The organism is Caulobacter vibrioides OR37, assembly GCF_000372645.1.
Classification (GTDB): domain Bacteria; phylum Pseudomonadota; class Alphaproteobacteria; order Caulobacterales; family Caulobacteraceae; genus Caulobacter; species Caulobacter vibrioides_E.
This window is the reverse complement of the sequence record NZ_APMP01000016.1, coordinates 60,377-86,436: the sequence shown is the minus strand read 5'-3', so window position 1 is coordinate 86,436 and position 26,060 is coordinate 60,377. Positions and strand designations below refer to the sequence as shown.

Here is a 26,060-nt window from a genome sequence, read left to right as displayed (position 1 = left end):
ACGAGTAGACTGCTCCGCGGCGGGCCCCTCCCTCTCTCCAGGAGAGAGGGATTCCGAACAGCCCGCTCCCCACCCCTGAACCGACTTTCAGCCTGTCCGCCTCAGCGCGCTCTTCTGGAGGATCGTGCAATCGGTCCGGCGGACTGGTCTACCGCCCGCGCGGCCCCATATGGCAAGCCTTCCGCGCGCGATCCTCCCCCGATCGCGGTCTCCGAATCCAAGGAATATCTGATGGCCACCGCTAAAGGCTATGCGGCGCCCGCCGCTGGCGCGCCCCTGGCGCCGTTCACGTTCGAACGCCGCGACCCCAATCCCGACGACGTCGTCATCTCGATCAAGTACTGCGGCGTCTGCCACTCCGACATCCACATGGTCGACAACGGCTGGGGCCAGAGCGTCTATCCGATCGTGCCGGGCCATGAGGTCGCCGGCGTCGTCACCGCCGTCGGTTCGAACGTCACCAAGTTCAAGGAAGGCGATCACGTCGGCGTAGGCTGCTTCGTCGACAGCTGCGTGACCTGCAAGGCCGCCCGCGACCTCGACCGCGAGCAGTACCAGCCGGGTCTCGTCCTGACCTACAGCGGCTTCGAGCCCGGTTCCGACACCCCGACCTATGGCGGCTATTCCGACCATATGGTGGTCAAGGAAGACTACGTGCTGTCGATCCCCGAGCACCTGCCGCTGGACGCCGCCGCCCCGCTGCTGTGCGCCGGCATCACGCTCTATTCGCCGCTGCGCCACTGGAACGCCGGTCCCGGTAAGAAGGTCGCGATCCTGGGCATGGGCGGCCTTGGCCACATGGGCGTCAAGCTGGCCCACGCCATGGGCGCCGAGGTCACGGTGCTGAGCCAGACCCTGTCCAAGCAGGCCGACGGCCTGAAGCTGGGCGCTTCGCACTACTACGCCACCAATGACCCGAAGACCTTCGAGACCCTGGCCAATACGTTCGACCTGATCATCTGCACCGTCTCGGCGCCGCTGGACTGGGGCGCGTATCTCGCCTTGCTGAAGGTCGACGGAACCATGGTCCTGGTCGGCGCGCCCGAAGAGCCCGCCCAGCTGAACGCCTTCGCGCTGATCCCCGGCCGCCGCACCCTGGCCGGCTCGATGATCGGCTCGATCAAGGAGACCCAGGAGATGCTCGACTTCTGCGGCGAGAAGAACATCGTCGCCGACATCGAGGTCATCGCCATCGACCAGATCAACGCGGCCTACCAGCGGATGCACAAGAGCGACGTGCGCTACCGCTTCGTGATCGACATGGGCACGCTGTAGGGGACAAGGCGGCGCGAGGACTCGCTTCGGCCGGTCCTCGCGCCCTTCCGCTTGCCAAATTTTGCCAAGCGAGCGAGGCTGCGGACATGACGACGATGAACATCTCGCTTCCCGAGGCTCTAAAGGCCTTCGTCGATGAGCAGGTGGCCGGGCGTGGCTACGGCACGAGCAGCGAATATGTCCGTGAGCTGATCCGCCGGGATCAGGACCGGCAGCGGATTCGGGCCTTACTGCTGGATGGCGCGACATCGGGGCCTGGCGAGAAGGCCGACGCCGACTATTTCGCCAAGCTGCGCGAGCGGGCCAGCGGCCGACCAGCGTGACGACCGCCAAGACTGTCGTTCAGCTTCCGCTTGCCGCCAAGGATGTCGAGGCGGCGATCGACTTCTACCTGTTCGAAGCCAGTCAGAGCGTCGCTCTAGGGTTCGTCGATGCGCTGGAAGGCGCCTATCGGCTGATCGGCGAACAGCCGGCGACGGGATCCTCGCGATACGCCCACGAGCTGCAACTGCCGGGTCTGCGAAGCTGGCCTCTTAAGCGCTATCCCCACCTCGTCTTCTACATCGAGCACGCGGATCGGGTGGACGTCTGGCGGGTGCTCCATGCGGCGAGCGATCTGCCCGCCTGGATGACGGAGGCGACCTAGCTGGCCGCCGCCGCCGTCTTCGCTCCCGCCGGCCGGTACTTTTCCGCGTCGGACGTGAACTCGGCGTGGCCGTAGCGCTTGAGCTGGCGCTTCAGCCGCGCCACCAGCACCGCGTCGGCGAGGTCCGAGACGCCCGGCACGTTGCGCGCCAGGCGGTAGGCCATCAAGCGGCTGGTCACCAACAGGGCCACGACGCCGAACAGCATGAAATCGCGCGGGCCGATCTCGACGCCCATCCGCCTGGCCGCCGCGCGGTCGCCGTTCAGGAAGTTCCTCAGGAAGAATACCTTGGCGAAGCCGCGCTCCACATGGTCGAACAGCTTGTTTTCCGGCCGCTCGTCGGGCGGCAGGTAGGCGTTCAGCGTGGCGCGGACCAACTCGCCGCAGGTGGCGTCGTCGAAGCCGGCGCGCAGGGTGGCGCTACGGGCGTTCATGGTGTCGACCACGCCTTGCGGTGTGTCGGCCAGCAGGTCCTCGGGCAGGCCCAGCAGGAAGCAGCGGTAGCGGGCCAGCTCGACCCGGGCGCGCTCCTCGGGCGTGAAGGTCTTTCGGCCCTGGGCGACGATCTTGTAGCTCATCAGGAAGATCGGGATTAGGCCGGCCGGCATCTGGTCGACCTGGGGGATCGGTATGCCATAGACGCCGACGTCCCAGCGGTCCGAGCGCTTGAGGGCGTTGAACCGCACCATCGAGTGCATCAGCCGCACCATGGCCGCGGCGCGGAAGCCGGCGCCGTGGCGCTCCAGCGATCCCGGCAGCAGGGTGGTGGTGAAGAAGGTCGCCGTCTCGTTGACCCGGCGGGCGGCCGTGTCGTTCGACAGGGTCCCGGTCAGGGCCATCGGCAGGGCCGCGTACTTGTTCATGAAGGTGGCGATGAACGCCCCCCGGATCGCGAAGGGCCCCAGATTGGCGGCGGCGTTGCGGTCTAGGCGCTGGCCCTCGCGCACCAGATCCATGTCCAGCCAGTCGGGGACGCGCTCCATGTCGGCGATGAACGCGACGAGCTCGGGCGGCGCGTCCGGCACGGCCTGGACGCCCTCGTCGCAGGCCTTGGTCAGCATCTGGATCAGCGGGCGAAAGCCATATCGCGGCATCAGGGCCGCGTAGGCGTCGGCCACCACGTCGCCCAGCAGGGTGTAGGCCTTGATCAGGGCGACCTTGTCGGGATCCAGGGCGTCCTTGCTCAGCCGCTTGGCCACGCTCTGGGCGGGATCGTCGGTGAAGCGCTCGGGCGTGATCGAGAAGTCGATATCGCCATACAGCGCGGGCAGGGCGGTCTTCTGGGACGTGACCTTGGCCCAGACCTGGTCGAGGGCGGCGCTCATCGGGTCTTCCTCTGGCGTAGCGGAACCGAGACGGATCCGGATGTCGCGTCCTAGATTAAAGCGGACGGGCCTGGGCGCTACTCGCCTTGGCCTTCTGCCGTCGCGTCCGGGAGCTGTCGAGCAAGTGACTGAAAAGACGAGACGAACGCCGCGTCAGTCGCGGTCTGAGGCGACGGTGGACGCCATTCTCGAGGCGGCCTTTCAACTTCTCGAGGCCGGCGGGGGCGAGGCCCTGACCACCAACCATATCGCCCGGCGCGCGGGGGTCAGCGTCGGGACGCTCTATCAGTATTTCGGCGGCAAGCAGGCGATCCTGACGGCCTTGGCGCAGCGCCGGGCCGAGGCGGCGCGGGATCGAGTGGCCGAGCTGGTCATCGCCCGCCCGGAGATCGGCGTCATGCGGGCCATCGTCCGGACCCTCGCCACGGCGTTCGAGGGCTCGCCCGCCACCCGCCGGGCCTTGCTGGACGCCCTGCGGCTGGAGGGCGACGACCAGGTGGTGATGCGCCACCACCTGGCCTTCTTCGAGACGATCGCCGGCAAGGCGTCCCTGGGTCTTTCGCTGACGCCCGAGGCCGGCTTCGTCCTGACCCACGCGGTCGTCGGCCTGCTGCGCGCCGCGACGGTCGAGAGCGAGCTGGCCCTGGATCCGTCGCGGCTGGAGGACGAGCTGACGCGCCTGATGGAAGCCTATGTGTCGGCCCTTCTGGCCCAGCGGCGAGCGGACGGCTGAACGCTCGCGTCGAGTCCTCGACGGAACCGCCGTCGCAAGGTCACGTTGTGTTCCCCAAGGGAGGGGCCTTCGACGGAGAGTTAAGATGACCCATAAGCTAGCCCTGCTCGCCGCCGCCGCGTCCCTGACGATCGCCGGCGCCGCTGCTGCCCAAACCACCCAGACCACCCCGAATCCGGCCACGACCCCGACGCCGAACCCGACCATGACGATGCCGACGACGCCGATGGGATCCACCCCGTCCACGACCGCGTCGCCGTCGACCGGCTCGGGCCCGGCGACCATGCCTCGGACGACGCAACAGACGATGCCCGGCTCTCCCTCGGCCGACGGCGCCGGCCAGCCCAGCTCGGCCACCGCCGCCAGCTACAAGGTCGGCTCGGCCGTGAAGGACGCCCAGGGCGTCGCCGTGGGCCAAATCACCGGAACCAGCACCGGCGCGGACGGCTCGACCAACGTCATCGTCACCAACGGCGGCGTGAAGTTCGCCCTGCCGGCCAACAGCCTCAGCGCCACGGCCGACGGCGGCGTCCAGACGACGGCCACCAAGGCCCAGATCGACGCGACCGTCGCCGCCGCCAAGCCGCAATAGGCGCGCCGACATCCACGACCGATACGACCGCGAGCCCGCTCGGCATTGCCGAGCGGGCTCGTCACTGATAGCGATGATCGAGGGCGCTTTCCGACCCGGACGGAATCATCCGGACCGAAAAGCTCCATCTTTCTTGGGGAGAGCCCGCGCGCCGGTCGGTCCGGTGGCGAGGTTCAGAGGGCGGTTCTCGCCGACTTGGGGTTCAGTATGCCTCCGGCCAACAAGACCAAGCGTGGATCCAGCTCGCTGTTCTGGGATCTATTGACGTTCGATCGTCTCGTGACCGGTCCCGTCATCCATTACATTTATTGGGCGGGCCTGGGCGTGGTCGTCCTGTTCGGCTTCGGCGTGGTCGGCGCGGCCGTGGGCCTGGCGCTGAAGGAGCCGGGCGTCGCCTCGATGCTGCTCGCCTTCCCGGTCATGGTGGCGGGATTGCTGGTGGCTAGCGCCCTGGTTCTGCTGTGGCGCGCCTTCTGCGAGTTCTACGTCGCCATCTTTCGGATCAGCGAGGACCTGCGGGCCCTGCGCCAGACCAGCGACGCCGACCACGCGGCCCACGCCGCTCACCGCGCCCGCCAGGCCGCCGCCCAGCCGCCGCAACAGCCGCGCTGAAGCTTATCGCGCCACGGCCTTGAGCCGCTCGCGCAGCGCCGCCATCGCGTCCAGCGGCATGTCGAGGGCGCAAAACAGCTTTTCGGGTACGTCGATCGCCCGGTCGCGCAGGGCGCGGCCCTTGTCGGTCAGGTCCACGATGACCCGCCGCTCGTCCTCCGGATCCCGACGACGCGCGATGAGGCCGCCGGCTTCCAGGCGCTTGAGCAGCGGGGTCAGGGTGCTGGAGTCGAGGTCCAGGGCGTCGCCCAGGGCCCCGACCGTGCGCGGGCTCTGTTCCCACAGCACCAGCATGGCCAGGTACTGCGGATAGGTCAGGCCCAGCGCGTCCAGCAGCGGCCGGTAGAGCCGCGTCATCCGGTTGGCCGCGCCGTAAAGGGCGAAGCACAGCTGATTGTCGAGGCGCAGAACCTCGGGGCTGTCGGATGGCGCGGCTGTCTTCTGGCTCATGGCGCGAGCTTAGGACGCCTTCACCGTGATGGCGACGTCGACATTGCCCCGCGTGGCGTTCGAATACGGGCAGACTTGGTGCGCGGTGGCGACCAGGGCCTCGGCGTCGGCCTGGCTGAGCCCTTGGGTCTCGACCTCCAGGGCGACTTCCAGCTTGAAGCCGACCTCTTGCGTGGCCAGGCCCACCTGGCCGGTCACGGTCGAGCCCGTCAGGGCGATCTTCTGGGTGCGGGCGACGTGCGCCATGGCGCTCTGGAAGCACGCGGCGTAGCCGGCGGCGAACAGCTGCTCGGGGTTCGTGCCGGTCTCCTTGCCGCCCAGGGCCTTGGGCATCGATAGTTGCACGTCCAGCAGGCCGTCCTCGCTGCGGACATGGCCTTCGCGGCCGCCGACGACCGTGGCGCGGGTGGAGTAGAGGGTGGTCATGGGAAAGCTCCTTGGCTTGAAATGGTGAGAACGATTTAATCGTGTACGATATAAATTCAAGATTGGAGTAGGAAAAAGATCGCGCGCGATCAATTGGGCGCGCCAGTCGACGTCTCAGAGCGAGCGGGGAGGGGGGCTTAAGCGGCCCAGGCCGCCGCGAAGCGCTTCAGCAGCGATCGCGCCGGGCTTTCGCCCCCGGCCTCGGCGGCTTCCAGGCGGAGGAACAGGTCCCCGGCCTTGTGGGATGCGCGGGCGGGCAGGCCTTGGCCGGGCAGACGCACGAGGCCGCGCGCGGCGGCCTTGGTCGAGATCCAGGCGGGACGCGGACCGAGCGGCGTCGCGGCCTCGACCCGACCGCCCTCGGCGAGGACGCGCGGATCGACCTTGCCCGTCAGCCACAGATCGTCGCCGCGGACCAGGGCGCCGTCCTCCGCGCGGTGACGGACTTCGAAGGTCACGCCGTCGACCCGCACCTTGTCGCCCTCGCGCAGGCCGGCGGGCAGTTTCAAGCGCAGCTGGCGGCCGTCGATGGCCAGGTCTTCCGCGCCGCCGGCGAAGGCGGTCAGGACGTCGATCTCAAGGATGGCGCGATCGGCGATCGGCGGCGGAGAGGTGACGGCTGGCGGAAAATGGGCCTGGACGACCGGCTGCTCCTGCAGCAGGCGATAGGCGGCCAGCACGTCGCGAAACAGCGCCGCGTCGCCGGTCGGACGATCCGGATGGGCGCGCTTGGCGGCCTCGCGATAGGCCTTGCGCAGCTCGCGCTCGTCCGCGCCGGCGGCGACGCCCAGCAGGGCGCGGGCGGCCGAGAGCGTCAGAGCGGCGGGACGAAGGGTCATCGCCGGACCCTGGCGCGGGGATGGTCAACGCCGGGTTAAGTTAAGACTTTCGCGGACGGTGGCTCTCGGCCGTCGAGGGGCCTATATCGAAGCCATGAGCGCCGACACGACCCTGATCCCCGCCTCTCCCAGCGAGGACGACTATGTCCGCCAGGTGGCCGAGGCCACGCCGCCGCCCTTGCTCAGCGAGGAGGATCCGTTCGCCCTGTTCGCCGCCTGGCTGGAAGAGGCGGGCAAGAAGGAACTCAACGACCCGAACGCCATGGCGGTGTCGACGGTCGACGCCGATGGGATGCCCGACTCCCGCATGGTGCTGCTGAAGGATTTCGACGCGCGCGGCTTCGTCTTCTACACCAACACGCAAAGCGCCAAGGGCGTGGAGCTGGACGGTCATCCCAAGGCGGCGATCCTGTTCCACTGGAAGTCGCTGCGCCGTCAGGTGCGGATTCGCGGGAACGTCGAACGTGTGACCGACGCCGAGGCCGACGCCTATTTCTCCAGTCGCGCCCGCCACAGCCAGATCGGCGCCTGGGCCAGCGACCAGTCTCGGCCGCTGCCGGATCGCCTGGCGCTGGAAAAGCGTGTCGCCGAGATGGGCCTGAAGTTTGGCCTGGGCAAGGTGCCGCGTCCGCCGCATTGGAGCGGCTACAGGATCGTTCCTCAAACCCTGGAGTTCTGGCGCGACCGGCCCTTCCGTTTGCATGAGCGCCTGGTGTTCGAACGGGCCGGCGAGGGTTGGACCACGAAGCGTCTGTTTCCGTAGACGGAAGGCCATGTTTTGGCCTTTTTTCGAGCGTGCCGTCAGGCTCGGCTAAAGGCCCAGCTTGGGCCTTCGGGCCGCTGGCGAACCAAAGGGAAAAGTCATGGGTCTCCTGAACGAAGTGATCGGCGCGGTCGTCGCCGAAGAGGCGCTGGACAAGATGGATCCGGACGCGAACCTGCTGGAAAAGGGCGCGGCCCTGGTGGCGGGTTTCGTCGGCGAGAACGCCATCGAAGGCGAGATCGGCAAGCTGTTCCACAAGGACGAGGCTTCGGACGATCAGCCGGCCTCGGACGACGACAACAACTGATCCGACGCCCATTCGGAAACAGGACGGCCGCGCCAGACCCCTGGCGCGGCCGTCGCGTTTCGAGGCTAGGCCGCGTACCGCGCCATGAAGGTCTCGACCGCGTCGGCGACGATCTCGGCGAGCGGTCGGCTGGGCAGGAGGTCGTCGCCGGCGGCCAGGCCCAGCAGAAGCGTCGGATGGTCCAGCATTCCCATCAGCTGGCTGGCGGCCCACGAGGGCTTCTCGGTCCGCAGCTCCCCCGCCGCGCGCAGGTCGTCGATCACCGCGATCGCCGCGCCGCCCAGTTCCGCGCGAGCGGTCTGCAGAAGGTAGTCGGCCACGTCCTCGAACCGCCGACGCTCGGCCGTCACCATGCGGAACATGGCCCGCGCGTCGGGACGCGAGAGGAAGGTCGCGTAGGCCAGGGCCAGAGCGGTCAGGCGCGCGCGGGCGTCGCCACGAACCCGAGCGGCCTCGCGCACCGGCGCGGCGGCGTCCCGGATCGTCTCCATCACGATGGCCTTGAACAGGTCAGCCTTGCTGGGAAAGTAGGCATAAAGCGTGGCGGTGGAGACTCCCGCCGCGCGGGCGACGAACTCCATGCCCGCGTCGGCGTAGCCTTCGCGGAGGAACAGGGCCCTGGCCGCGCCGAGGATTTCTTCGCGTTTGGCGCCAGAGCGATGGAGACCTGAACCGATAAGCATGTGTGACACTCGCGGGAGGGCAATTCTCGGAAATACAATTTAGCCGATAGCTTACCGGCGAAGCAAGGGTCGCGGGAGGCGACTCCGCTTCGGCTTTCGGCTATGCAGCCCAGGCGCCGGAATTCGGGCGCTGAAAGATGGGATTCGAGGCGTGATCAAGGACGCGGAAGCCGCGCGCGAGCAGGAAGTGGCCGCCTGGTTCGGTCAGCGCGCCGAGAACACGATCGAGACGTCGTGCGCGCGGGTGTTCCTGATCGGCGGTTCGGCCTTCAAGGTGAAGCGCCCGGTCGACTTCGGCTTCCTGGACTATTCGACGCTGGAGCTTCGGCGCTGGGCGCTGGAGCGCGAGCTGACCTTCAACCGGGCCGCCGCGCCGGACATCTATCGCGAGGTGCGTCGACTGACCCGCGCCGCGTCCGGCGATATCGAGATCGATGGCGAGGGCGAGATCGTCGAATATCTGCTGGAGATGCGCCGTTTCGACCAGAACGGCGTGCTGGCGACCCAGCCCTGGGCGATCGACGACGCGCTGGAGGACTCGCTGGGCCGCACGGTGGCGCGCTTTCACGCCGGTTCCGCCCTACGTCCCAACGGCGGCGGCGTCTCGGCCCTGGGCTATACGATCCGCTCGAACGCCAATCTGTTGCGGGGCCTCGCGCCGCGCTTGGGCAAGCAGGCCGTCGAGCGCCTGGTCCACGAGACCGACATCGCCCTGGAGCGGCTGGGGCCGCTGCTGGACGGCCGCGCCGCCGAGGGCTTCGCCCGCCATTGCCATGGCGATCTGCATCTGGGGAACATCCTGATCGAGGACGGCCAGCCGATCCTGTTCGACTGCATTGAGTTCAACGACACCCTGTCGGACATCGACATCCAGTACGATCTGGCCTTCCTGCTGATGGATCTCGACTTCCGCCGCCGCCGCGACGCGGCGGGTCGGGTTCTGAACGCCTATCTGGACGAGGCCGCCCGCGTGTTCGGGGAAGGCCTGTGGACGGGCCTGGCGGCGCTGCCGCTGATGCTGAGCGTGCGGGCCGCCGTCCGCACGCACGTGTGGGCCTATACCGGCGACGACGAGGCCGCGCGGGCCTATCTGCAGACGGCCCTGGAGCATCTGGCTCCCAAGCCGGTCAGCTTGATCGCCGCCGGCGGTCTGTCGGGCTCCGGCAAGTCGACCTTCTCGCGCGTCTGCGCTCCGGGCCTGGGTTCGGCGCCCGGCGCGGTGGTGCTGCGCACCGACGAGATCCGCAAGCGCCTTTGGGGCGTCCCCGCCCTGGAGCGGCTACCGCGCGAGGCCTATACGCCGGAGATGAGCGCGCGGACCTATGACCAACTGTTCGGCGACGCCGCCCTGTGCCTGAAGGCGGGACGCTCGGTGGTGCTGGACGCGGTGTTCCTGAAGCCCGAGGAACGCGCGCGCGCCGAGGTTCTGGCCCGCGACCATGACGTCGCCTTCCAGGGCGTCTGGCTGGAAGCGCCGCCGGAAGTTCTGCGCGCCCGCGTCGCCGCCCGCGTCAACGACGCCTCGGACGCCGATGTGGCGGTGCTGGAAAATCAGCTGTCGCGCGATACGGGCGAGATCGGCTGGCGCAAGGTCGACACCGTCAGCGCCTTCGAGGACGAGGCGCGCGCCCTGGCCGAGGCGATGGGCTGACGACCTTAAGCCGCCCGCAGGTTCTCGTCGGGCGGCTCGGGGTTCAGCGCGCGGACGATCGCCGTGATCAGGTCGACCGGCTTGACCGGCTTGCCCAGGTGGTCGTCGAAGCCCATGTCGAGGAACCGCTCCCGGTCGCCGGCCATGGCCGAGGCCGTCAGGGCGATGACCGGAAGGGCCGGGTCGCCGGCTCGGCCGGCGCGGATGGCTTCCAGCGCGGTGATGCCGTCCATCACCGGCATGTTGATGTCCATCAGCACGCAGTCGTAGCGGGCGCGAGCCATGGCCGCGAGCGCTTCCTGGCCATTCTCGACGATGGTCAGGGCCACGCCCGCCGGCTCCAGCATGGCGCGCACGACCCGTTGGTTGATCGCGTTGTCCTCGGCCATCAGGACGTGGATCGCGCCGAGGTCCGCCTCGTCCTCGATCGGCTCCGGAACCGGAGCGGGCGGGGCGCTCCGTTCGGCGGGGACCGTGAAGACGAAATTGGCGCCGAGCGCGCTGGGGGTAAGCGTCAGATCGCCGCCCATCTGGCGCGCCAGGGCCCGGGATATGGCCAGCCCAAGGCCGGCGCCGCCGTGCTGGCGCGAGATGCTCTCGTCGGCCTGGGTGAAGCTGTCGAACACCCGTTCCGCCGCGTCCTCGGGGACGCCCGGTCCAGTGTCGTCGACACGGAACCGCAGCATCCAGGCCTCGCCGAGCGGGGTCGCGGCGACCTTGACGCGCACATACCCCTGAGCGGTGAACTTGACGGCGTTGGACACCAGGTTGGTCAGCACCTGACGGATGCGCAGCGGGTCGGCCCGCACCCAGTCCGGAACATCGGCGTCGACGTCACAGATCAGCGACAGCGACTTGGCCGCCGCCGCGTCCCGCCAGGCGTCGACCACCTCGGCGACGACGGCGCGGGGCGCGACCGTCTCGGGCGACAGCTCGACCTTGCCGACCTCGATGCGCGACAGGTCCAGCACGTCGTTCAGCAGCCGCATCAGGTTGTCGCCCGACCGGATCATCAGCTCGACCTGCTCGCGTTGCACGGGATCCAGGGACGAGCGTTCGAGGGCGTGCGCCATCCCCAGCAGGCCGTTCATCGGCGTGCGCAGTTCGTGGCTGGCGACGGCGATGAAGGTCGACTTGGCGCGAGCCGCCTCGAGCGCCTTTTCGCGTTCATTGCGCAAGCCCTGGGTCAGGTCGTCCATGCGCCGGGCGGTGGCGCGATTGCGCAGGGCCACGTTCATCGTGCAGGCGATCAGCAGCAACAGCGATCCCCGCGTGGCCTGGGTGATCAGGTCATGACCGCTCATCGCGAAGAACGGAAAGACGATCAGGCTCAGCACCGGGGCGAGGGCGCTGAGAATCAACAGGATCAGGGGCTGATGGCGGTACTGCTGAGCGAAGACCAGCTGACCGCACCAGATGGCGGTCGCCGCGATCCTCAACCGGTCGTCGCCGTGCAGCCACAGCATGGCCCCCAGCCAGGCCCAGCTGCCATTGATCGGAAGCGCGCCCAGAATAAAAGCCGCCCGATCGCGCGGTCCGACCGCGCGGTCGGCGCCGAAGCCGCGCACGACGAGGAAGGCCAGGCCTTCGGCGATCAGGAAGCTCGTTAGCCAGGCCAAGGCCAGCTTAGGACCTAGAGCCAAGCTGACGGTCCCGCCTGCTAGGCATCCGGTGATGACCCGCGACGGCGTTAGCCGCCGGATATCCGCCGCGACCTCATCCAGCCGCTCGTCCGCCAAGGTCTCGGCTACGAAGCGCAAACATATCTCCTGTCGGCGAAGCCATTTCGCCGCAATCGGCGGCGACTATCGGCCGATCGCCATGAGGAGTCTGTAAATCGGGCCTGCGACGGATCATCGCGCCGCGTCGATGGGGGCGGACGGCGAAGACCGTTCGCGCGACGAGCGCCGCGCGTTGCGTGTCGCGCCGCGCATCGATAGCCTTGTATGAACAACGATAAGGCAACGGGAGAGCCGGAGTTCGATGCAAGGCCTGATGCAACACGGGGCGCTGACCCTCGACAAGATCATCGACCATGCCGCGCTCTGGCACGGTCATCGCGAGGTGGTCAGCCGATCGGTCGAGGGCCCGATCGTGCGCACGACCTACGCCCAGATCCGCGATCGGGCCAAGCGCGTCTCCAACGCCCTGCTGGCTTTGGGGATCAAGCCGGGCGATCGAGTCGGCACCCTGGCGTGGAACACCGGCCGCCACATCGAGGCCTGGTACGGGATCATGGGCATCGGCGCGGTCTGCCACACCCTCAACCCGCGGCTCTTTCCCGAGCAGATCGCCTGGATCGCCGACCACGCGGGCGACCGGCTGATCTTCACCGACCTGACCTTCCTGCCGATCCTCTCGGCGATTCTGCCGCGTCTGCCGCATGTCGAGCACGTGGTGGTGTTCACCGATCGCGAGCACATGCCGTCACAGTTCGCGCCCGCCGCCGATGCGCCGCACTTCAAGGGCCTGCTCGCCTATGAGGACCTGGTCGAGCAGCACCACGCCGACTGCGCCTGGGGCGGATTCGACGAGGGGACCGCCGCCGGCCTCTGCTACACCTCGGGCACGACGGGCGATCCCAAGGGGGTGATGTACTCGCACCGCTCGAACTTCCTGCACACCCTGATCACCCTGCAGCCCGACGTGATGGGCCTGTCGCAGAAGGACGTGATCCTGCCGGTCGTGCCGATGTTCCACGCCAATGCGTGGGGCGTGGCCTTCTCGGCGCCGGGGACCGGGGCCAAGATGGTCATGCCGGGCGCCAAGATGGACGGCGCCTCGATCTTCGAGCTGCTGGACACCGAGGGCGTCACCTTCTCGGCCGCCGTGCCGACCGTCTGGCAGATGCTGCTGCAGCATCTCGAGGCCACCGGCGCCAAGCTGCCGCTGCTGAAGAAGGTGGTCATCGGCGGGGCGGCCTGTCCCGAAAGCATCATCCGCGCCTTCCACGACAAGTACGATGTCGAGGTCGTCCACGCCTGGGGCATGACCGAGACCTCGCCGGTGGGGACTCTGTCGGTGATGACCGACGACCTCGAAAAGCTGTCCTATGACGAGCAGATGCCCTATCGCCTGAAGCAGGGCCGACCGCCGCTGGGCGTGGAGATCTGCCTCAAGGACGACGACGACAAGCGTCTGCCGCACGACGGCCGCGCCTTCGGCCATCTGAAGATCCGCGGACCGATCATCGCCGGCGAATATTTCCGGGGCGCCGGCGGCAAGATCCTGGACGAGGAAGGCTTCTTCGACACCGGCGACATCGCCACCATCGACGAGCACGGCTTCATGCAGATCACCGACCGGGCCAAGGACGTGGTCAAGTCCGGCGGCGAGTGGATCAGCACGATCGAGATCGAGAACATCGCCGTGGGCCACCCCAAGGTCGCTCTGGCGGCGGTGGTCGGCCAGCCGCATCCCAAGTGGGACGAGCGGCCGGTTCTGCTGATCAAGCTGAAGGACGGCGAGACCGCGACGAAGCAGGAGATGATCGATTACCTGCAGGGCAAGATCGCCAAGTGGTGGATGCCGGACGACGTCCTGTTCGTCGACGACATCCCGCTGGGCGCGACGGGCAAGATCGACAAGAAGCTGATCCGCAAGCGTCTGGCCGACGACGGCTACGCGTTGCCGGAGACGCCGCTACAGCCCTCGCCGGCGTCGGCTCCGACCCTGGCGGCGGCCGATGGCGGCCACGCGGCGGTGATCTACGCCCCCGAACCGGCCGAGGCGATCGAGCCCGAGGCCGTGCTCGACGCGCCGCTGGAGCCCGAACCGGAAGCCGACCGCGCGCCGGAAGCCGAGCCGGAAACGGCCGCCGAGGCTTCGCCCGGCTCCGAGCCGGAGCCGCAAGTCGAGACCCAGGCCGAACCGGCGTCGGTCGCCGACACGATCATCGCCGAGGCCGCCGCTATCGCCGCGGCGGCGGCGGTCGCCAAGGCCGAGGCTCCGGCGGACCTTCCGACCGGCGAGGCGGCCGCGACGCCGGCCGAGCCTCCGCTGCGCCTGCGCGAGCCCAGCGAGGCGGCCAACGCCGACGCGCTCGCGCCGTTCTCCGCCCCCATAACCCCGAGCCGGCGCGGCGCGTCGAAAGCCTCGGCCCGAACGTCCGCCAAGGCCGAGACGAAACGGGACAAGCCGCCGGCTTGGGCGAGCCTCTATCTGGATTTCGCCGTGCTGATCGCCTTGGCCCCGGCCATCCTGGTCGGCGGCGGCGCGCTGGGCGTCAAGCTGGGCCTGATCGGTCAGTCCCTGGGCTATGCCGCCATGACGGTCGACTGGGCCCCGAAGGCGGCCTATCTCGGCGTGGCGACCAGTCTTCTGGGTCTGGTCGTGGCCCTGGCCGGCGGCTTTGGCCGACTCTGGAAGCTCGCCGCCCTGGCCCTGGCGATCACCGCGGTCACCTTCGGCGTGATGATCGCCGCCGACGCGCTCTTCAAGGCCCCGCCGATCCACGACGTCGCCACCGACTGGAAGGCGCCGCTGACCTTCTCGGACGCGGCCATGGCCGGGCGCGGCGGCTCGGCCGAGCCCGTGCTGGACGATCCCAGCCTGCCGGTCGGCTCGACGGCCTATGCCGGGCGCGAGATCGCCGCCATCAACGGCGAGACCTGTCCGGCGGCTCGGCCGCTGGTCGTCAACCGCGCGCCCGGCGATGTCTACGAGGCCGCCAAGGCCGCCGTGCTGGCCAAGGGCATGACCCTGGTCACCGACGACCCGACCGATGGTCGCCTGGAGGCCATGGCGCGCAGCTTCTGGTACGGTCTGACCGACGATCTCGTTCTGCGCGTTCGCGCCGACGCCCAGGGCGCGCGTCTGGACATGCGTTCGATCGGCCGCGACGCCGGCGGCGACCAGGGCCGCAACTGCCAGCGCATCGGCGATCTGATCGCGGCGGTGAAGAGCGGTCAGGCGAGCCGGTAGGTCGCGTCGAGACCGGGAGGGCCCTCGCAGGCGACGCGGCCTTCGCGGGTCAGCTGGATCATGTGGGCCAGCACCGAATGGGCGGCGGCGGGATGCAGTCGCGGGTCCACGGCCGCGTACAGGCTGGGCACCATCGCCTTGATCGTCGTGAGCCCCGCGCCCAGCGCGTCCAGGATCTGGGCTTCCCGCGCTCGGCGATGGGCCACATAGGCGTCGATGAACGGCCCGACCTCCCGCACCGGCGCGCCATGGGTGGGCCACAGCGTGTCGAAGTGCCGGGCCCGCACCTTGGCCAGGCTGGCGAAATAGTCGCCCATGTCGCCGTCGGGCGGGGTGATCACCGTCGTCGACCAGCCCATGATGTGATCGCCGCAGAAGAGCGCGTTCTCCTCGCGCAGCGCGAAACAGACGTGGTTGGAGGTGTGGCCCGGCGTGGTCACGGCCTCCAGGGTCCAGCCGGGGCCGGAGACGACATCGCCGTCGGCCAGTTCGATATCGGGCCGGAAACGATCGTCGGCGCCTTCTTCCAGGGCCGGGCTGTCGCTGGCCTGCGGGGCCGGGGCGGGCAGGCCATGGACCTTGGCCCCGAACAGCCGGGCCAGCGGATGGGCCAGGGGCGAGTGGTCCAGATGGTGGTGGGTGACCAGCACGTGCGTCACCGTCTCGCCGGCCAGGGCCGCCTTCAGGGCCTCCAGATGCTCGGGCAGGTCCGGCCCCGGATCGATCACCGCCACCTCGCCCTGGCCGACGATATAGACGCCGGTGCCGGTATAGGTGAACGGCCCCGGATTGCGGGCGATGACCCGCCGGATCAGCGGCGAGACCTGGTCGCATCGCCCGTATTCGAACGCCAGCTCACGAACGAAAGGGATCATGGCGACCTTCCCGAAACAGCAGCGGATCCCGAGAGGAGACCCTCGACGGCGCCGGTCTTGCGCTGGGCGTTGCCGGTAACCTCCGGAGAGACGACCATGGCGGCGGACGCGGCGATTTTTGTATCAAAACGGCTCCAGCGCGCGGCCTTCGCCATCCTGTGTATCATTCTGGCGCAGTTCGTTTTGGCCAGCTGCCATCCCGAACCGACGCCGATGGCGGCCCGCGAGGCGGGCGCCTATTAAGCATCAGGCCGGCAAGACGCCCGACAGGTCGTAGCCGGCCTCGCGGCCCTGATCCACCAGGGTCTGGCGATCCTCGCCCGCCAGGGCCCGGCCGATCGACCAGGTGACGATCGAGCGCGTGCCCGAACGACAGAAGGCCAGCACGGGCCCCTGGGCCGCCTCGACCGCCGCGCGGACCGTCTCGACCTGCTCCGGCGTCGGCCCGCCGCGCACCGGCACGTGCAGATAGTCCATGCCCGCCGCGCGCGCCGCCGCCTCGATCGCCGCGCCGGGCGGCTGGCTGGGGTCCTCGCCGTCGGGGCGGTTGTTGATCACCAGAACGAATCCCTCGGCCGCCGCCCGGGCCATGTCGGCCTCGGCGACCTGCGGGCTGACGGTGATGGAGTCGTTGACGCGTCGAAAATCGCTCATGAGACCGCTGGGTTCTAAAGACGCGCGGCGCGTTCCGCCGCCGCCCCATCTTCGCGGGCGCGAGGCGCCTAGGCAATGGTCACAACAGGCCGAAACGGCGCCCAGCGCGTTGGCGCCGACGCGGTGGCGTTATTTGTCTAGCGGCCTTTCTTCAAAAAACTTTCACGAATTTTCCGCCCTGACGGGCATGATCTGTTGTGTGTCAACGCTCGCGGGGAAATTCTCATCGCGCTGGCTTTCGAGGCCCAAAGCCTCGAGAACCGCGTTCTTGAAGTGCAGGATAGTCCCATCGAAACAAGAGGATGCCGAGCATGGCCTCCGGTCCGTCGAGTTTCGGGTATCGAGATGGAGCGTCGATCTTTCGAAAAGTGGCCGCCCTGTGGCGTTTTTGCGACACGCCGGGCAGATGTGGATTACAGATTTGCAATGACAATTGACCCCCGGCTCCGCGGGCTCCTAACGTCCCTCCAACCGGGGAAAATGTTTCCGGGACACCAGTGATCTCGTGGCGCACTTCGGCGGATTTCCGCTCCAGGTTGGACAAAGGTTTCTAGAGGGGTTCCTCGTCCAGCTTGCCGCCAGCGCCACGCTTAGAGGGGATTGAAAAGCATGAATTCGACCAAAGGCAGCGCACGCGCGCGCCTGATGACGACGACGTTGCTCGCCGGCCTAGCGGCTATCGCCGCGCCGCTGACGGTCGCGACCGTGGCGACCGTCGTTCCGACGATCGCTTCGGCTCAAGACTATACGAGCGGTACGCTGACCGGCACCGTCCGGGATGGCTCCGGCGCTCCCGTCACGGGCGCGAAGGTCACGATCAAGTCCTTGGCTCAGGGCTTCTCGCGCGACCTCACGACCGATGAAACCGGCCAATTCCGCGTTCCGCTGATTCCGGGCGGCGGCTACTCGGTCGCCATCTCCAAGCAAGGCTACCAGTCGACCAATGACGGCAACGTCCAGGTCGCGGTGGGCGGCACCTCGGCCTACAGCTTCACGCTGCCGGCGGCCGGTGAGACTGTCTCCGAGGTGGTGATCACCGCCACCGCCAACCCGCAGCTGGACTTCTCGCAGTCGACCAAGGGGCTGACGCTCGACGTCGAAACCCTGCAGAAGCAAGTTCCCCTGCCGCGCAACATTACGGGCGTCGCCCTGCTGGCGCCGGGCGTGGTCAAGGCCGTGTCGGGCTTCTCCAACACCGACGGTTCGGCGGTTCCCACGATCGGCGGCTCGTCGGCGGGTGAAAACGCGTTCTACATCAACGGCCTGAACATCACGAACTTCGACACCTACGTCGGCGGCGCCACCGTGCCGTTCGATTTCTACAAGTCGGTCGATGTGAAGACTGGTGGTCTGCCGGCCGAATATGGTCGCGCGACGGGCGGCGTGCTGAACGCCGTGACCAAGTCGGGCACCAACGAGTTCAAGTTCGCCGTTCACGGCAACTTCCAACTCAGCGACCTGCAGGAGCACTCGCCGGACACCTACGCGACCAAGAACTCGCGCGCTTCGTCCGACCGCAAGGAATATATCATCGAAGCTGGCGGCCCGATCATCAAGGACCGCCTGTTCGCCTACGGCCTGTATCAGGTCAACGACATCCAATCGACCGGCGCCGGCATCACGTCGAAGAGCTATCGCGAGGATCGTAGCGCCAGCCCGTTCTACGGCTTCAAGCTCGACGGTTATCTGACCGACAAGCAACACTTCGAATACACCCAGTTCAATACGTCGCAGATCACCTCGCGCCGCAACTACGCCTATGATCCGACGACCGACACCATCGGCGCCGCGGCGGATGGCACGAAATTCAAGAGCGGCGGCAACAACTGGATCGCCAAGTATACGGGCTCGTTTACCGATTGGTTCACTTTGTCCGCCGCCTACGGCCACAGCCGTGACGAGGACTACACGCTGCCTGGCTCGACGGGCTTCTCCTACGTGAGTGATGCGCGCGTTGACGGCACCGCCATCGCTTTTGGCCCGACGCCGGTTGCGAACCAGGCGACCAACATCGACAACACGGTCCGTAAATTCTATCGCGTTGATGGTGATTTCTACTTCGATATCTTCGGTAAGCACCACGTGCGTACCGGTTACGATCACGAAAGCACGGATCTATTCCACAGTTCGCTGCAGTCGGGCGGTCTCTCCTATAATTACGGGCGCGTCCGTTCCCCCAACACGGCAACTCGCCTTGGTCTGCCGTTCAACCAAGAATATGTCCGCGTTCGCGTGTCGAACTTTGGTGGATCTAAAGTCACGGGGGCTAACGAAGCTTTCTACATCCAAGATTCTTGGGATGTGACGGATCGGGTGAACCTGCAAATCGGCGCCCGGGATGATATTTTCAAACTAGATAACCTGAGAGGGGAGCAGGTCCTCAATCTGAAGGACAACTGGGCCGCTCGACTTGCGATCAGCTACGATGTCTTTGGCGACGGCCATACCAAGGCTTTCGCGACTTATGGTCGTTCCTTCATCCCGCCGGCTTCGAACCTGTCGTTCCGCGGCGCCGACCTCTACTACTTCGCCTACTTCCTGCCGCCGGATGGTGGACTGAGCTATAATGCGTTCATCGACCCGGTGACGAAGAAGCCTACGGCCCTCGGCGCCCAGATCGATAACCCCAAGTTCAATGCGGCCAACGGCACCTCCACCTGCCCCGCTGGTCCTGTCGGGTCTGTCACGTCGCGTGGTTGTATCGTTAGCGGTCGAGGCACTCAGGAGCCGGCCCTTTCCAAGGCCGCCATTGGTCTGAAAGCCAGCTACGAAGACGAGTTCACCGTCGGCTTCGAGCACAAGTTCAATCCGCTCTGGAAGGCCGGCGCCACGCTGACCTATCGCTACCTGGGTCGGACCGCCGAGGATATCGCCGTCGATAGCGCGATCGTGAACTGGTGCGCGCGTAACCCGACCGTGGCTGGATGCTCGACCGCCGCGAGCGATTTTGGCGGCGATGACGACTACGTCGTCGCTACGCCGGGGCAGAATACGACCATCATTGTTCGGACGGATCTGCCGACGCCGCTCGCGGGCAAGAAGATCAACCTGACGGCGGCCGATATCGGCAACCCGAAGGCGGTTCGCGAATACACGGCGCTAGAGCTGTCGTTCGCTCGCGCTTGGGACGGCAAATGGATGCTGAACGGCTCGTACACGCTCTCGCGGCTGTACGGGAACTATGAAGGCACCGTGAAGTCCGACGCCGGCAACAGTGCTCAAACTGACGCGGGTTCGACCCAAGATTTCGACCACCCGGGTCTGGAAGAATACGCCAAGGGTCTGCTGCCCAACCATCGTGGGCATCAGTTCAAGCTGTACGGCGCTTACGCGATCACGGATAATCTGCAGATCGGCGGCAACGCGACGGTCACCTCGCCGCGTCACTACGGCTGCATCGGCTACTACGGCCGCGATCAAAACGATCCGAACTACGATCCCTACGCCGCCTCCTACGGCGCGGCTTCGCGCTGGTGCTATAACGGCACCACTTCGGTGCCGGTGCCGCGCGGTTCGGCCTTCAAGGGCGACTGGTATTCGAACCTCGACCTGCAGATCCGTTACACGGTCCCCAGTATGGGCTTCGTCCCGGGCGGCCTGACGCTGCGCGCCGACGTGTTCAACGTCTTCAACCAGAAGAACGTCACCCAGAACTACGAAGTGGGCGACTCGAGCGCCAGCTCCGTGGACGTCAACTACAAGAAGCCGATCGAGTACCAAACGCCGCGCTACGTGCGTCTGGGCTTCGACTGGGCCTTCTAATCTAACCATCTAGGTTTGGATTAAACGGGCGGCGGGTTCGAAAGGACCCGCCGCTTTCTTTTTGTCCGTCTTCCTTTCGTGCGCCCCTGTCGCCCGCGGTCTTGAACGTCGGCTGGGAGATCTCGCCGATCGTTCCGATCGGAAAATGGACTCAGGCCATCTCGAGATCAGGCCTCTCTCTTTGGTCTTCGACCCAGGTGTGACCGGCTGGCCCGCCGAGGAACTCGCCCGTCCTTTCGGTCTGAATGCGTCTCCCGGACCGGCGTGATAAAGAGGTTTTGGAGAGCCTTCTTAGGAACGGTCGTCGTGGCGGTCGGCGCCTCCGGCTGAAGAGGGGCGAGTTCCGACCTCGGCGTCCCCCTCGCCTCATGAAAAAGGCCGCCCGGCGAACCGGACGGCCTTTCGCTCTTTCAGCCTTCGCTAGCCCCTTACCGCACCGGCGTATCCGCCAGCACCGCCGCACCGCCGGGGGCCGCGCGGAGGCGGGCCTTGGCCATTTCGTCGAGGATCGCCTGCGAGCGCGGGTCGCCCAGCACCCAGGCGGCGGCCGCCAGCGTGCGGGCCGAGGTCTCGGAGACGCCAAGGAACTTCTCGAAGGCCTCGAACGGCGACTTGGCGCCGTCCACGCGCTTGAGGCGCACGTCGCCGTCCAGCTTGGCCAGGGCCTTGGCCTTGTCGATGGCCTGGTAGAAGCCGCCCAGCTCGTCGACCAGGCCCAGCTGTTTGGCCTGCTCCCCGGTCCAGACGCGGCCCTTGGCGATCTCGCGCACCCGGGCCACCGGCAGCTTGCGCCCCTCGGCCACGCGGCTGACGAAGCCGGCGTAGATGCGGTCCATCCAGCCGGCGAACTTGGCGCGCTGGTCGGGGGAGAAGCCCTGGGCCGAGCCGAACGCCTCCGAATAGTCGCCGCCGACGTGCAGGTCCTTGGTGTCGACGCCGAAGCGGGCGAGGGCGTCACCCAGTGCGAACTTGCCGCCATAGACGCCGATCGAGCCGGTCAGGGTCGAGGGCTCGGCCACGATCGAATTGGCCTGGCTGGAGATCCAGTAGCCGCCCGAGGCCGCGTAGGTCCCCATGCTGACCACGACGGGCTTGCCGGCCGCCTTGGCGCTCTTCATGGCCGCCAGGATCTGCTCCGAGGCCGTGTCCGAGCCGCCGGGCGAGGAGACTCGGAAGACGATCGCCTTGACGTCCTTGTCGTCGGCCGCCGCCTTGAAGGCCTTGGCCACGTCGTCGGAATAGACGTTGCTGTCGCCGCTGAACGGCGAGCCGCCGCCGCCCGCGCCGGTGACGATGGCGCCTTCGGCCCCGATCACCGCGATGGCCGGGCCGGTCTTGACCGCCGGCGGCTTGCTCCGCGCGGCGTAGTCGTCGAAGTCGATCATCTTCGCGCCCTTGCCGGCCTTGTCGAGGGCGTAGGCCTCGATCTCGGCGACCTGGCCGACCTTGTCGATCAGGCCCTTGGCCTGGGCTTCCTGGGCGCTGTAGGGGCCCGCCTCCAGGGTCCTGATCAGCTGGGCCGGGTCGCGCTTGCGGTCGGCCGCCGCGCTGGTCAGGGCCGAGCGATAGACGGAACCCATCCACGACAGCGTCGATTCCCGGTGGGCGGGCGTGTAGTCGCTGTAGAGGTAGGGATTGACCGCGTTCTTGTACTCATAGCGCTGCTCGTAGTCGGCCTTGACGCCGTACTTGTCGAAGAAGCGCTTGAAGAACATCGACTCGCTGGAGACGCCGACGGCCTGGAAACTGCTGTCGGGCTGCATCCAAAGCTCGTCGCTGGACGCGCCCAGCATGTAGGTCGAGGTGATCATGCCCGACGGATAGAGCCCTTGGCTGTGGGCGTAGATCGGCTTCTTGCCGGTTTCGCGGAAGTGCTTGAAGGCCAGGCGGAGCTCGTCGGCCGCGGCGGGGGCGACGCCGCCCTCGGGCAGTCGCACCAGAACCGCGGCGACCTTGTCGTCCTTTTCGGCGCGCCGCAGCGTGTCGATGATCGACATCACCGAACCGGCGCCGCCGCCGCTGAAGGCGGCGAACGGGCTCTTGGGATCCTGGTCGGGCAGGCCGCCGCGCAAGTCCAGCTGAAGCACCGCGTGGGCCGGAATCGGCGCGGGGCGCGCGGCGCCGGCGGCCATGACGACCAGGAGGAAAGGCACTCCGACCACGAACAGCAAAAGGCCGACGAAAACGCCGGCGACGGTCAGGAAGAACTGCTTCATCGGAGGTCCTGCTTGCGAAACCGAGGACAAGCTAACCGCTGTTCGGGCGCGAACCAAATGAAGAGCGCGCAACGCGCGAGTCCGTCGCCAGACGTCTCGGCGTCCGACCGTCCGTGAAGGGCTAAGTTATTATTTTCAGAAGGTTTTTCCCGCCTCTGGCTGGCGGGGAGGAAATGGTCGGAGTGGCAGGATTTGAACCTGCGACCCCTGCGTCCCGAACGCAGTGCTCTACCAGACTGAGCCACACTCCGACTTGGAGGCCGGCCTTATAGGGGGAGGTTTCGGAGGGCGCAAGCGCCTTTTTTCAGGTTCGTGTGACGGGCTGAAAAAAGTTCTGAAAACGGCTGTTGCATCCGTCCGAGTCGTGAGCTATCTCCACCGCCTCGCCGGGCCCAACGGGGTCCCGCCGTTCCTGCTGGGGAATGGTGTAATGGTAACACTGCGGTTTTTGGTACCGTCATTCTAGGTTCGAGTCCTAGTTCCCCAGCCATCTCTCTTCCGAGAAATAGTTGTCTGAAGGCGCTGCGAACGCGCTCCATATTCCGCTCGGCTTAGGTCGGCGTCGCTCGCTTCGCCGGCGGCCGCGAACCGGTGGTTGGTCTAGACCAGGCTGGCGTGCGAAATCTTCCGAACTCCAGCATTGAAACCTAAGTTCGGGGCAATCCCCAAGATGAGTTTTGCGGTTGCGAGATAGAGGTTCACGACCTCCGGTTCGCCTTTCCATGTCGAGACTGGCGTAGGCCATATCTTGGGGTAAAGCCGTGATCTTTTTGTAAGGCGACGCCGTTTTCTGATAATTGATTGTTACAGGAATTCACGAATGGTGACGCTTTTTCCGCATTAACTACTTGTTTTTCTGAAATGAGGGTGTATTTGCGGGAAAAAGGGGAATGGAGTTGTGATCGTGGAAGACAAAGCGACCCTTATCGAACTTACCGCTGAAATCGTCGCCAACTATGTGGCCAATAATTCGACGCCAGTTTCGGAACTTCCCGCGCTCATCCGCGCCACGCATGATGCGTTGGCCGGTATTGGCGCGCCGCCCGCGCCTCAGGTCGAAGCCGTGACCAAGGCGACGCCGGCTCAGATCCGCAAGAGCATTACGCCCGAAGCCCTGATCAGCTTCGAAGACGGAAAGCCGTACAAGACGCTGAAGCGCCACCTGACCACGCACGGCATGACCGTGGCTGAATACAAGGCCAAGTGGGGCCTGCCGAACGACTATCCGACGACCGCTCCGGCCTATAGCGAAGCCCGTTCGCAGATGGCCAAGGCCCTCGGTCTCGGCCAGGGCGGCCGCAAGACCAAGGCCCCGCGCTCGCGCAAGGCCTGACGCTTCCCGAAAGGTCGGAAACACGAAGGGGACGCCTTAGGCGTCCCCTTTTTCTTGGCCGGTGATCTTTCGCGGCCTCAGGCCGCCGCGCCGCCCTCGACGCCGTCCTGGGGCGCGGGCTCGATGGCCATGACCCGCGCCAGGGTCTCGACAAGGCGCGGAACTTCCACGGGCTTGGGCGTCAGGGCGTCCATGCCAGCCTCCGTATAGAGCGCGCGTTCGTGTGGCAGGACGCTGGCGGTGACGGCGACGATCGGGGTCCGCTCGCGCCCAGTGCGCTTCTCGGCTTCGCGGATCGCGCGGCTGGCCGCGACGCCGTCCATGACCGGCATGTGGACGTCCATCAAGATCGCGTCCCAGCGGTCCTTTTCCCACATCGCCACCGCGTCGCGGCCGTCGACGGCGAAGCCGCTGACCACGCCCAGGTGGTTGAGCAGGGTCAACAGCACGGCGCGATTGGTCTGGTTGTCGTCGACGACCAGGACGCGCGGCGCTGTCGCGTCGTCGGGCGTCGTGGTCGCGGCCGCCAGCTCCACCCCGGGCACGCGGGACGCCGGGGAGGTCTCGGGCATGGGCAGATCCATGGAGAAGCCCGCGCCGCCGTCCGGCGGGGCGAAGAAGGCGATTTCGCCGCCCATCAGCTCGACCAGGGTCTTGCAGATGGCCAACCCCAGCCCCGAGCCGCCGATCCGGCGGGTGCTGGAGCTGTCCAGCTGGGCGAATTTGGTGAAGAGGCGCTGGCGCTGATCCTCGGGAACGCCAGGACCGGTGTCGACGACCTGGGCGCGAACGCGCGCGCCGTCGCCGTCGATCGTGACGCGCACCGCGCCGGACTCGGTGAACTTCACCGCGTTGGAGATCAGGTTCGACAAGACCTGGCGCAGGCGCTCGGCGTCGCCCAGCCGCCAGCCGGCCGCGCCGGGCGCGACGGTCAGGGTGAAGTCCAGGCCCTTGTCGCGCGCCAGACCGCCGTAGAGATGGTTCAACGTCTCCATCTGGGCCGGCAGGTCGAAGGGCGCGGCGGTGATGTCCATCCGGCCGGCCTCGATCTTGGAGAGGTCCAGGATGGCGTTGATCACGGCCAGCAGCGAGCGGCCCGAGGCGGTGATGGTGTCCAGGCGTTGGCGCTGGTCGGTGTCCAGTTCGCCCGACTCCATGATCTGGGCCATGCCCAGCACGCCGTTCAGCGGCGTGCGGATCTCATGGCTCATCGTGGCCAGGAATTCGGTCTTGGCGCGGTTGGCCGCCTCGGCCGCCAGGGCCAGGGCCTGGGCCTCGGCGCGCAGGCGATGGTTCTCGGCGAGCTGACGCTCGAGATCGACGTTGAGCGCCTCGCTGGCGAGGCGAGCGCGAACCTCGCGGCCGACCACGCCGCGGATCATGATCGCCACGCCCGTGGCCGCGAAGCCGCCGGCCACGCCGACGAACATGTAGGGCGCGGTGGTCTCCGACGGTCCTCGCGGGATCATCCAGGCCAGCGCCGCGAGGGCGGCCGCGACGCTGACGACGGCCACGCGGCGGCTCGGCGCCGAGGTCGCGAAGACCAGGGCCATCAGCACGCAATAGACCAGCTTCTGAGGCTCGAAATGCAGGATCTGATAGGCCAGGGTGTTGGCCAGGAAGAGGGCGTTCATGCCCAGGACCATGGCCTCGAGCGGCGGGCCGATGATGGTCAGGCGACGCAGGCTGAACCCGGTCGCCGCCGCGTAGACGGTCGAGAACGCCGCCAGGCCATCCAGCGCCACAAGGGCCATGCCCTTCTCGTAGAACGGATGCGACAGCGTGATCAGCAGATAATAGACCGACGAGGCGAGCAGATAGCCGCGCGCGATCGGCACATAGGCCGACATCAGCGCCGTCGTTTCCGATCGTGTCCCCTGGGTCCTTGGATCGCCCAAAACCGGTCCCCGCCTAGAGCGTGATAGCCGAAAGTGTGAGCGGTTTCGGCGGTTATCACGCTCTAAATGTTTGATTTAGAGCCTTATTTTTCCGCTC

Annotated in this window: 23 protein-coding genes and 2 tRNA genes; 14 read left to right on the top strand and 11 right to left on the bottom strand. The window is 67.2% G+C overall.

Features of this window, described 5'->3' with window-relative positions:
* The first annotated feature begins 231 nt into the window (after positions 1-231).
* The 3 genes from OR37_RS13100 to OR37_RS13090 all read left to right on the top strand — a co-directional run bounded on the left by OR37_RS13100 (position 232) and on the right by OR37_RS13090 (position 1,921).
* Positions 232-1,275, top strand: coding sequence for an NAD(P)-dependent alcohol dehydrogenase (locus tag OR37_RS13100; protein ID WP_004620568.1), 1,044 nt, complete (start codon positions 232-234; stop codon positions 1,273-1,275).
* A gap of 86 nt (positions 1,276-1,361) precedes the next feature.
* On the top strand, positions 1,362-1,598 hold the full coding sequence (locus OR37_RS13095; protein ID WP_004620567.1) for a type II toxin-antitoxin system ParD family antitoxin: 237 nt from the start codon (positions 1,362-1,364) through the stop codon (positions 1,596-1,598).
* Positions 1,595-1,921 (top strand): type II toxin-antitoxin system RelE/ParE family toxin, encoded by a 327-nt coding sequence (locus OR37_RS13090; RefSeq protein WP_004620565.1) that lies wholly within the window; start codon positions 1,595-1,597, stop codon positions 1,919-1,921. Before OR37_RS13095 ends, OR37_RS13090 begins: the two co-directional genes overlap by 4 nt.
* Here the strand turns inward: OR37_RS13090 and OR37_RS13085 are convergent.
* Entirely contained in the window at positions 1,918-3,246 is a 1,329-nt protein-coding gene (locus tag OR37_RS13085) for an oxygenase MpaB family protein (protein ID WP_004620563.1), read from the bottom strand. The two genes, OR37_RS13090 and OR37_RS13085, sit on opposite strands and share 4 nt — an antisense overlap.
* A 124-nt stretch (positions 3,247-3,370) precedes the next feature.
* Here OR37_RS13085 and OR37_RS13080 point away from each other — a divergent pair, with 124 nt between their 5' ends.
* The 3 genes from OR37_RS13080 (at position 3,371) to OR37_RS13070 (ending at position 5,183) form a co-directional block, all read left to right on the top strand.
* Positions 3,371-3,979: a TetR/AcrR family transcriptional regulator gene (locus OR37_RS13080; RefSeq protein WP_035017382.1), complete on the top strand. Its 609-nt coding sequence runs from the start codon at positions 3,371-3,373 to the stop codon at positions 3,977-3,979.
* An 85-nt stretch (positions 3,980-4,064) separates the two neighbouring features.
* Positions 4,065-4,571, top strand: coding sequence for a hypothetical protein (locus OR37_RS13075; protein WP_004620559.1), 507 nt, complete (start codon positions 4,065-4,067; stop codon positions 4,569-4,571).
* 195 nt (positions 4,572-4,766) lie between these two features.
* On the top strand, positions 4,767-5,183 hold the full coding sequence (locus OR37_RS13070; RefSeq protein WP_165570612.1) for a DUF4282 domain-containing protein: 417 nt from the start codon (positions 4,767-4,769) through the stop codon (positions 5,181-5,183).
* A gap of 3 nt (positions 5,184-5,186) precedes the next feature.
* Here the strand turns inward: OR37_RS13070 and OR37_RS13065 are convergent, their stop codons facing one another.
* From OR37_RS13065 to OR37_RS13055, 3 genes are all read right to left on the bottom strand, one after another.
* Positions 5,187-5,633 (bottom strand): MarR family winged helix-turn-helix transcriptional regulator, encoded by a 447-nt coding sequence (locus OR37_RS13065; RefSeq protein WP_004620556.1) that lies wholly within the window; start codon positions 5,631-5,633, stop codon positions 5,187-5,189.
* Between the two features lie 9 nt (positions 5,634-5,642).
* A complete protein-coding gene (locus OR37_RS13060) occupies positions 5,643-6,059 on the bottom strand; it encodes an organic hydroperoxide resistance protein (protein ID WP_004620554.1) in 417 nt (138 codons plus the stop codon).
* Between the two features lie 137 nt (positions 6,060-6,196).
* Positions 6,197-6,898, bottom strand: a complete 702-nt coding sequence (locus OR37_RS13055; protein WP_004620552.1) for a DnaJ domain-containing protein — start codon at positions 6,896-6,898, stop codon at positions 6,197-6,199.
* A 94-nt stretch (positions 6,899-6,992) separates the two neighbouring features.
* Here OR37_RS13055 and pdxH point away from each other — a divergent pair, with 94 nt between their 5' ends.
* Complete coding sequence (gene pdxH, locus OR37_RS13050; RefSeq protein WP_004620549.1) at positions 6,993-7,661, top strand: pyridoxamine 5'-phosphate oxidase; 669 nt, start codon at positions 6,993-6,995, stop codon at positions 7,659-7,661.
* 100 nt (positions 7,662-7,761) lie between these two features.
* On the top strand, positions 7,762-7,968 hold the full coding sequence (locus tag OR37_RS13045; protein ID WP_004620548.1) for a hypothetical protein: 207 nt from the start codon (positions 7,762-7,764) through the stop codon (positions 7,966-7,968).
* A gap of 65 nt (positions 7,969-8,033) precedes the next feature.
* Here OR37_RS13045 and OR37_RS13040 read toward each other — a convergent pair whose 3' ends face one another.
* Positions 8,034-8,651, bottom strand: a complete 618-nt coding sequence (locus OR37_RS13040; RefSeq protein WP_004620546.1) for a TetR/AcrR family transcriptional regulator — start codon at positions 8,649-8,651, stop codon at positions 8,034-8,036.
* Positions 8,652-8,802: 151 nt separating this feature from the next.
* Between OR37_RS13040 and OR37_RS13035 the strand changes: the two genes are divergently transcribed.
* Positions 8,803-10,302, top strand: coding sequence for a bifunctional aminoglycoside phosphotransferase/ATP-binding protein (locus OR37_RS13035; protein ID WP_004620544.1), 1,500 nt, complete (start codon positions 8,803-8,805; stop codon positions 10,300-10,302).
* 5 nt (positions 10,303-10,307) lie between these two features.
* Here the strand turns inward: OR37_RS13035 and OR37_RS13030 are convergent, their stop codons facing one another.
* Positions 10,308-12,062, bottom strand: a complete 1,755-nt coding sequence (locus OR37_RS13030) for an ATP-binding protein (RefSeq protein WP_004620542.1) — start codon at positions 12,060-12,062, stop codon at positions 10,308-10,310.
* A 223-nt stretch (positions 12,063-12,285) separates the two neighbouring features.
* On the opposite strand from OR37_RS13030, the gene OR37_RS13025 reads away from it, so the two are divergent.
* Positions 12,286-15,225 carry a long-chain-fatty-acid--CoA ligase gene (locus tag OR37_RS13025; protein WP_004620541.1) on the top strand — a complete coding sequence of 980 codons (2,940 nt, stop codon included), beginning with the start codon at positions 12,286-12,288 and terminating at the stop codon, positions 15,223-15,225.
* On the opposite strand, the gene OR37_RS13020 is transcribed toward OR37_RS13025, so the two are convergent.
* Positions 15,210-16,100: an MBL fold metallo-hydrolase gene (locus tag OR37_RS13020; RefSeq protein ID WP_004620539.1), complete on the bottom strand. Its 891-nt coding sequence runs from the start codon at positions 16,098-16,100 to the stop codon at positions 15,210-15,212. The two genes, OR37_RS13025 and OR37_RS13020, sit on opposite strands and share 16 nt — an antisense overlap.
* Positions 16,101-16,196: 96 nt before the next feature.
* On the opposite strand from OR37_RS13020, the gene OR37_RS21480 reads away from it, so the two are divergent.
* Positions 16,197-16,343: a hypothetical protein gene (locus tag OR37_RS21480; protein WP_004620538.1), complete on the top strand. Its 147-nt coding sequence runs from the start codon at positions 16,197-16,199 to the stop codon at positions 16,341-16,343.
* Between the two features lie 3 nt (positions 16,344-16,346).
* Here the strand turns inward: OR37_RS21480 and OR37_RS13010 are convergent, their stop codons facing one another.
* Positions 16,347-16,754 carry a TIGR01244 family sulfur transferase gene (locus tag OR37_RS13010; protein ID WP_004620536.1) on the bottom strand — a complete coding sequence of 136 codons (408 nt, stop codon included), beginning with the start codon at positions 16,752-16,754 and terminating at the stop codon, positions 16,347-16,349.
* Positions 16,755-17,363: 609 nt separating this feature from the next.
* Between OR37_RS13010 and OR37_RS13005 the strand changes: the two genes are divergently transcribed.
* Positions 17,364-20,516 (top strand): TonB-dependent receptor, encoded by a 3,153-nt coding sequence (locus OR37_RS13005; RefSeq protein WP_004620534.1) that lies wholly within the window; start codon positions 17,364-17,366, stop codon positions 20,514-20,516.
* Between the two features lie 428 nt (positions 20,517-20,944).
* Here OR37_RS13005 and sppA read toward each other — a convergent pair whose 3' ends face one another.
* Together sppA and OR37_RS12995 are read right to left on the bottom strand one after the other, a co-directional pair.
* Positions 20,945-22,732, bottom strand: a complete 1,788-nt coding sequence (sppA, locus tag OR37_RS13000; protein ID WP_004620533.1) for a signal peptide peptidase SppA — start codon at positions 22,730-22,732, stop codon at positions 20,945-20,947.
* Positions 22,733-22,906: 174 nt separating this feature from the next.
* Positions 22,907-22,983 (bottom strand) — tRNA-Pro (locus OR37_RS12995).
* A gap of 165 nt (positions 22,984-23,148) precedes the next feature.
* On the opposite strand from OR37_RS12995, the gene OR37_RS12990 reads away from it, so the two are divergent.
* Both OR37_RS12990 and OR37_RS12985 read left to right on the top strand, forming a co-directional pair.
* Positions 23,149-23,222: transfer RNA gene (locus tag OR37_RS12990), tRNA-Gln, on the top strand.
* A gap of 414 nt (positions 23,223-23,636) precedes the next feature.
* Positions 23,637-24,065: a MucR family transcriptional regulator gene (locus OR37_RS12985; protein WP_004620530.1), complete on the top strand. Its 429-nt coding sequence runs from the start codon at positions 23,637-23,639 to the stop codon at positions 24,063-24,065.
* Between the two features lie 77 nt (positions 24,066-24,142).
* Here the strand turns inward: OR37_RS12985 and OR37_RS12980 are convergent, their stop codons facing one another.
* Positions 24,143-25,915, bottom strand: coding sequence for an ATP-binding protein (locus tag OR37_RS12980; RefSeq protein ID WP_004620528.1), 1,773 nt, complete (start codon positions 25,913-25,915; stop codon positions 24,143-24,145).
* Positions 25,916-26,060 lie beyond the last annotated feature (145 nt).

What these genes read in the sequence shown, in the direction of transcription:
- OR37_RS13100 (WP_004620568.1), top strand. Translation starts at nt 232, where the DNA reads ATGGCCACCGCTAAAGGCTATGCGGCGCCCGCCGCTGGCGCGCCCCTG.
- OR37_RS13095 (WP_004620567.1), top strand. Translation starts at nt 1,362, where the DNA reads ATGACGACGATGAACATCTCGCTTCCCGAGGCTCTAAAGGCCTTCGTC.
- OR37_RS13085 (WP_004620563.1), bottom strand. Translation starts at nt 3,246, where the DNA reads ATGAGCGCCGCCCTCGACCAGGTCTGGGCCAAGGTCACGTCCCAGAAG.
- OR37_RS13075 (WP_004620559.1), top strand. Translation starts at nt 4,065, where the DNA reads ATGACCCATAAGCTAGCCCTGCTCGCCGCCGCCGCGTCCCTGACGATC.
- OR37_RS13065 (WP_004620556.1), bottom strand. Translation starts at nt 5,633, where the DNA reads ATGAGCCAGAAGACAGCCGCGCCATCCGACAGCCCCGAGGTTCTGCGC.
- OR37_RS13060 (WP_004620554.1), bottom strand. Translation starts at nt 6,059, where the DNA reads ATGACCACCCTCTACTCCACCCGCGCCACGGTCGTCGGCGGCCGCGAA.
- OR37_RS13055 (WP_004620552.1), bottom strand. Translation starts at nt 6,898, where the DNA reads ATGACCCTTCGTCCCGCCGCTCTGACGCTCTCGGCCGCCCGCGCCCTG.
- pdxH (WP_004620549.1), top strand. Translation starts at nt 6,993, where the DNA reads ATGAGCGCCGACACGACCCTGATCCCCGCCTCTCCCAGCGAGGACGAC.
- OR37_RS13045 (WP_004620548.1), top strand. Translation starts at nt 7,762, where the DNA reads ATGGGTCTCCTGAACGAAGTGATCGGCGCGGTCGTCGCCGAAGAGGCG.
- OR37_RS13040 (WP_004620546.1), bottom strand. Translation starts at nt 8,651, where the DNA reads ATGCTTATCGGTTCAGGTCTCCATCGCTCTGGCGCCAAACGCGAAGAA.
- OR37_RS13025 (WP_004620541.1), top strand. Translation starts at nt 12,286, where the DNA reads ATGCAAGGCCTGATGCAACACGGGGCGCTGACCCTCGACAAGATCATC.
- OR37_RS13020 (WP_004620539.1), bottom strand. Translation starts at nt 16,100, where the DNA reads ATGATCCCTTTCGTTCGTGAGCTGGCGTTCGAATACGGGCGATGCGAC.
- OR37_RS21480 (WP_004620538.1), top strand. Translation starts at nt 16,197, where the DNA reads ATGGCGGCGGACGCGGCGATTTTTGTATCAAAACGGCTCCAGCGCGCG.
- OR37_RS13010 (WP_004620536.1), bottom strand. Translation starts at nt 16,754, where the DNA reads ATGAGCGATTTTCGACGCGTCAACGACTCCATCACCGTCAGCCCGCAG.
- OR37_RS13005 (WP_004620534.1), top strand. Translation starts at nt 17,364, where the DNA reads ATGAATTCGACCAAAGGCAGCGCACGCGCGCGCCTGATGACGACGACG.
- sppA (WP_004620533.1), bottom strand. Translation starts at nt 22,732, where the DNA reads ATGAAGCAGTTCTTCCTGACCGTCGCCGGCGTTTTCGTCGGCCTTTTG.
- OR37_RS12980 (WP_004620528.1), bottom strand. Translation starts at nt 25,915, where the DNA reads ATGTCGGCCTATGTGCCGATCGCGCGCGGCTATCTGCTCGCCTCGTCG.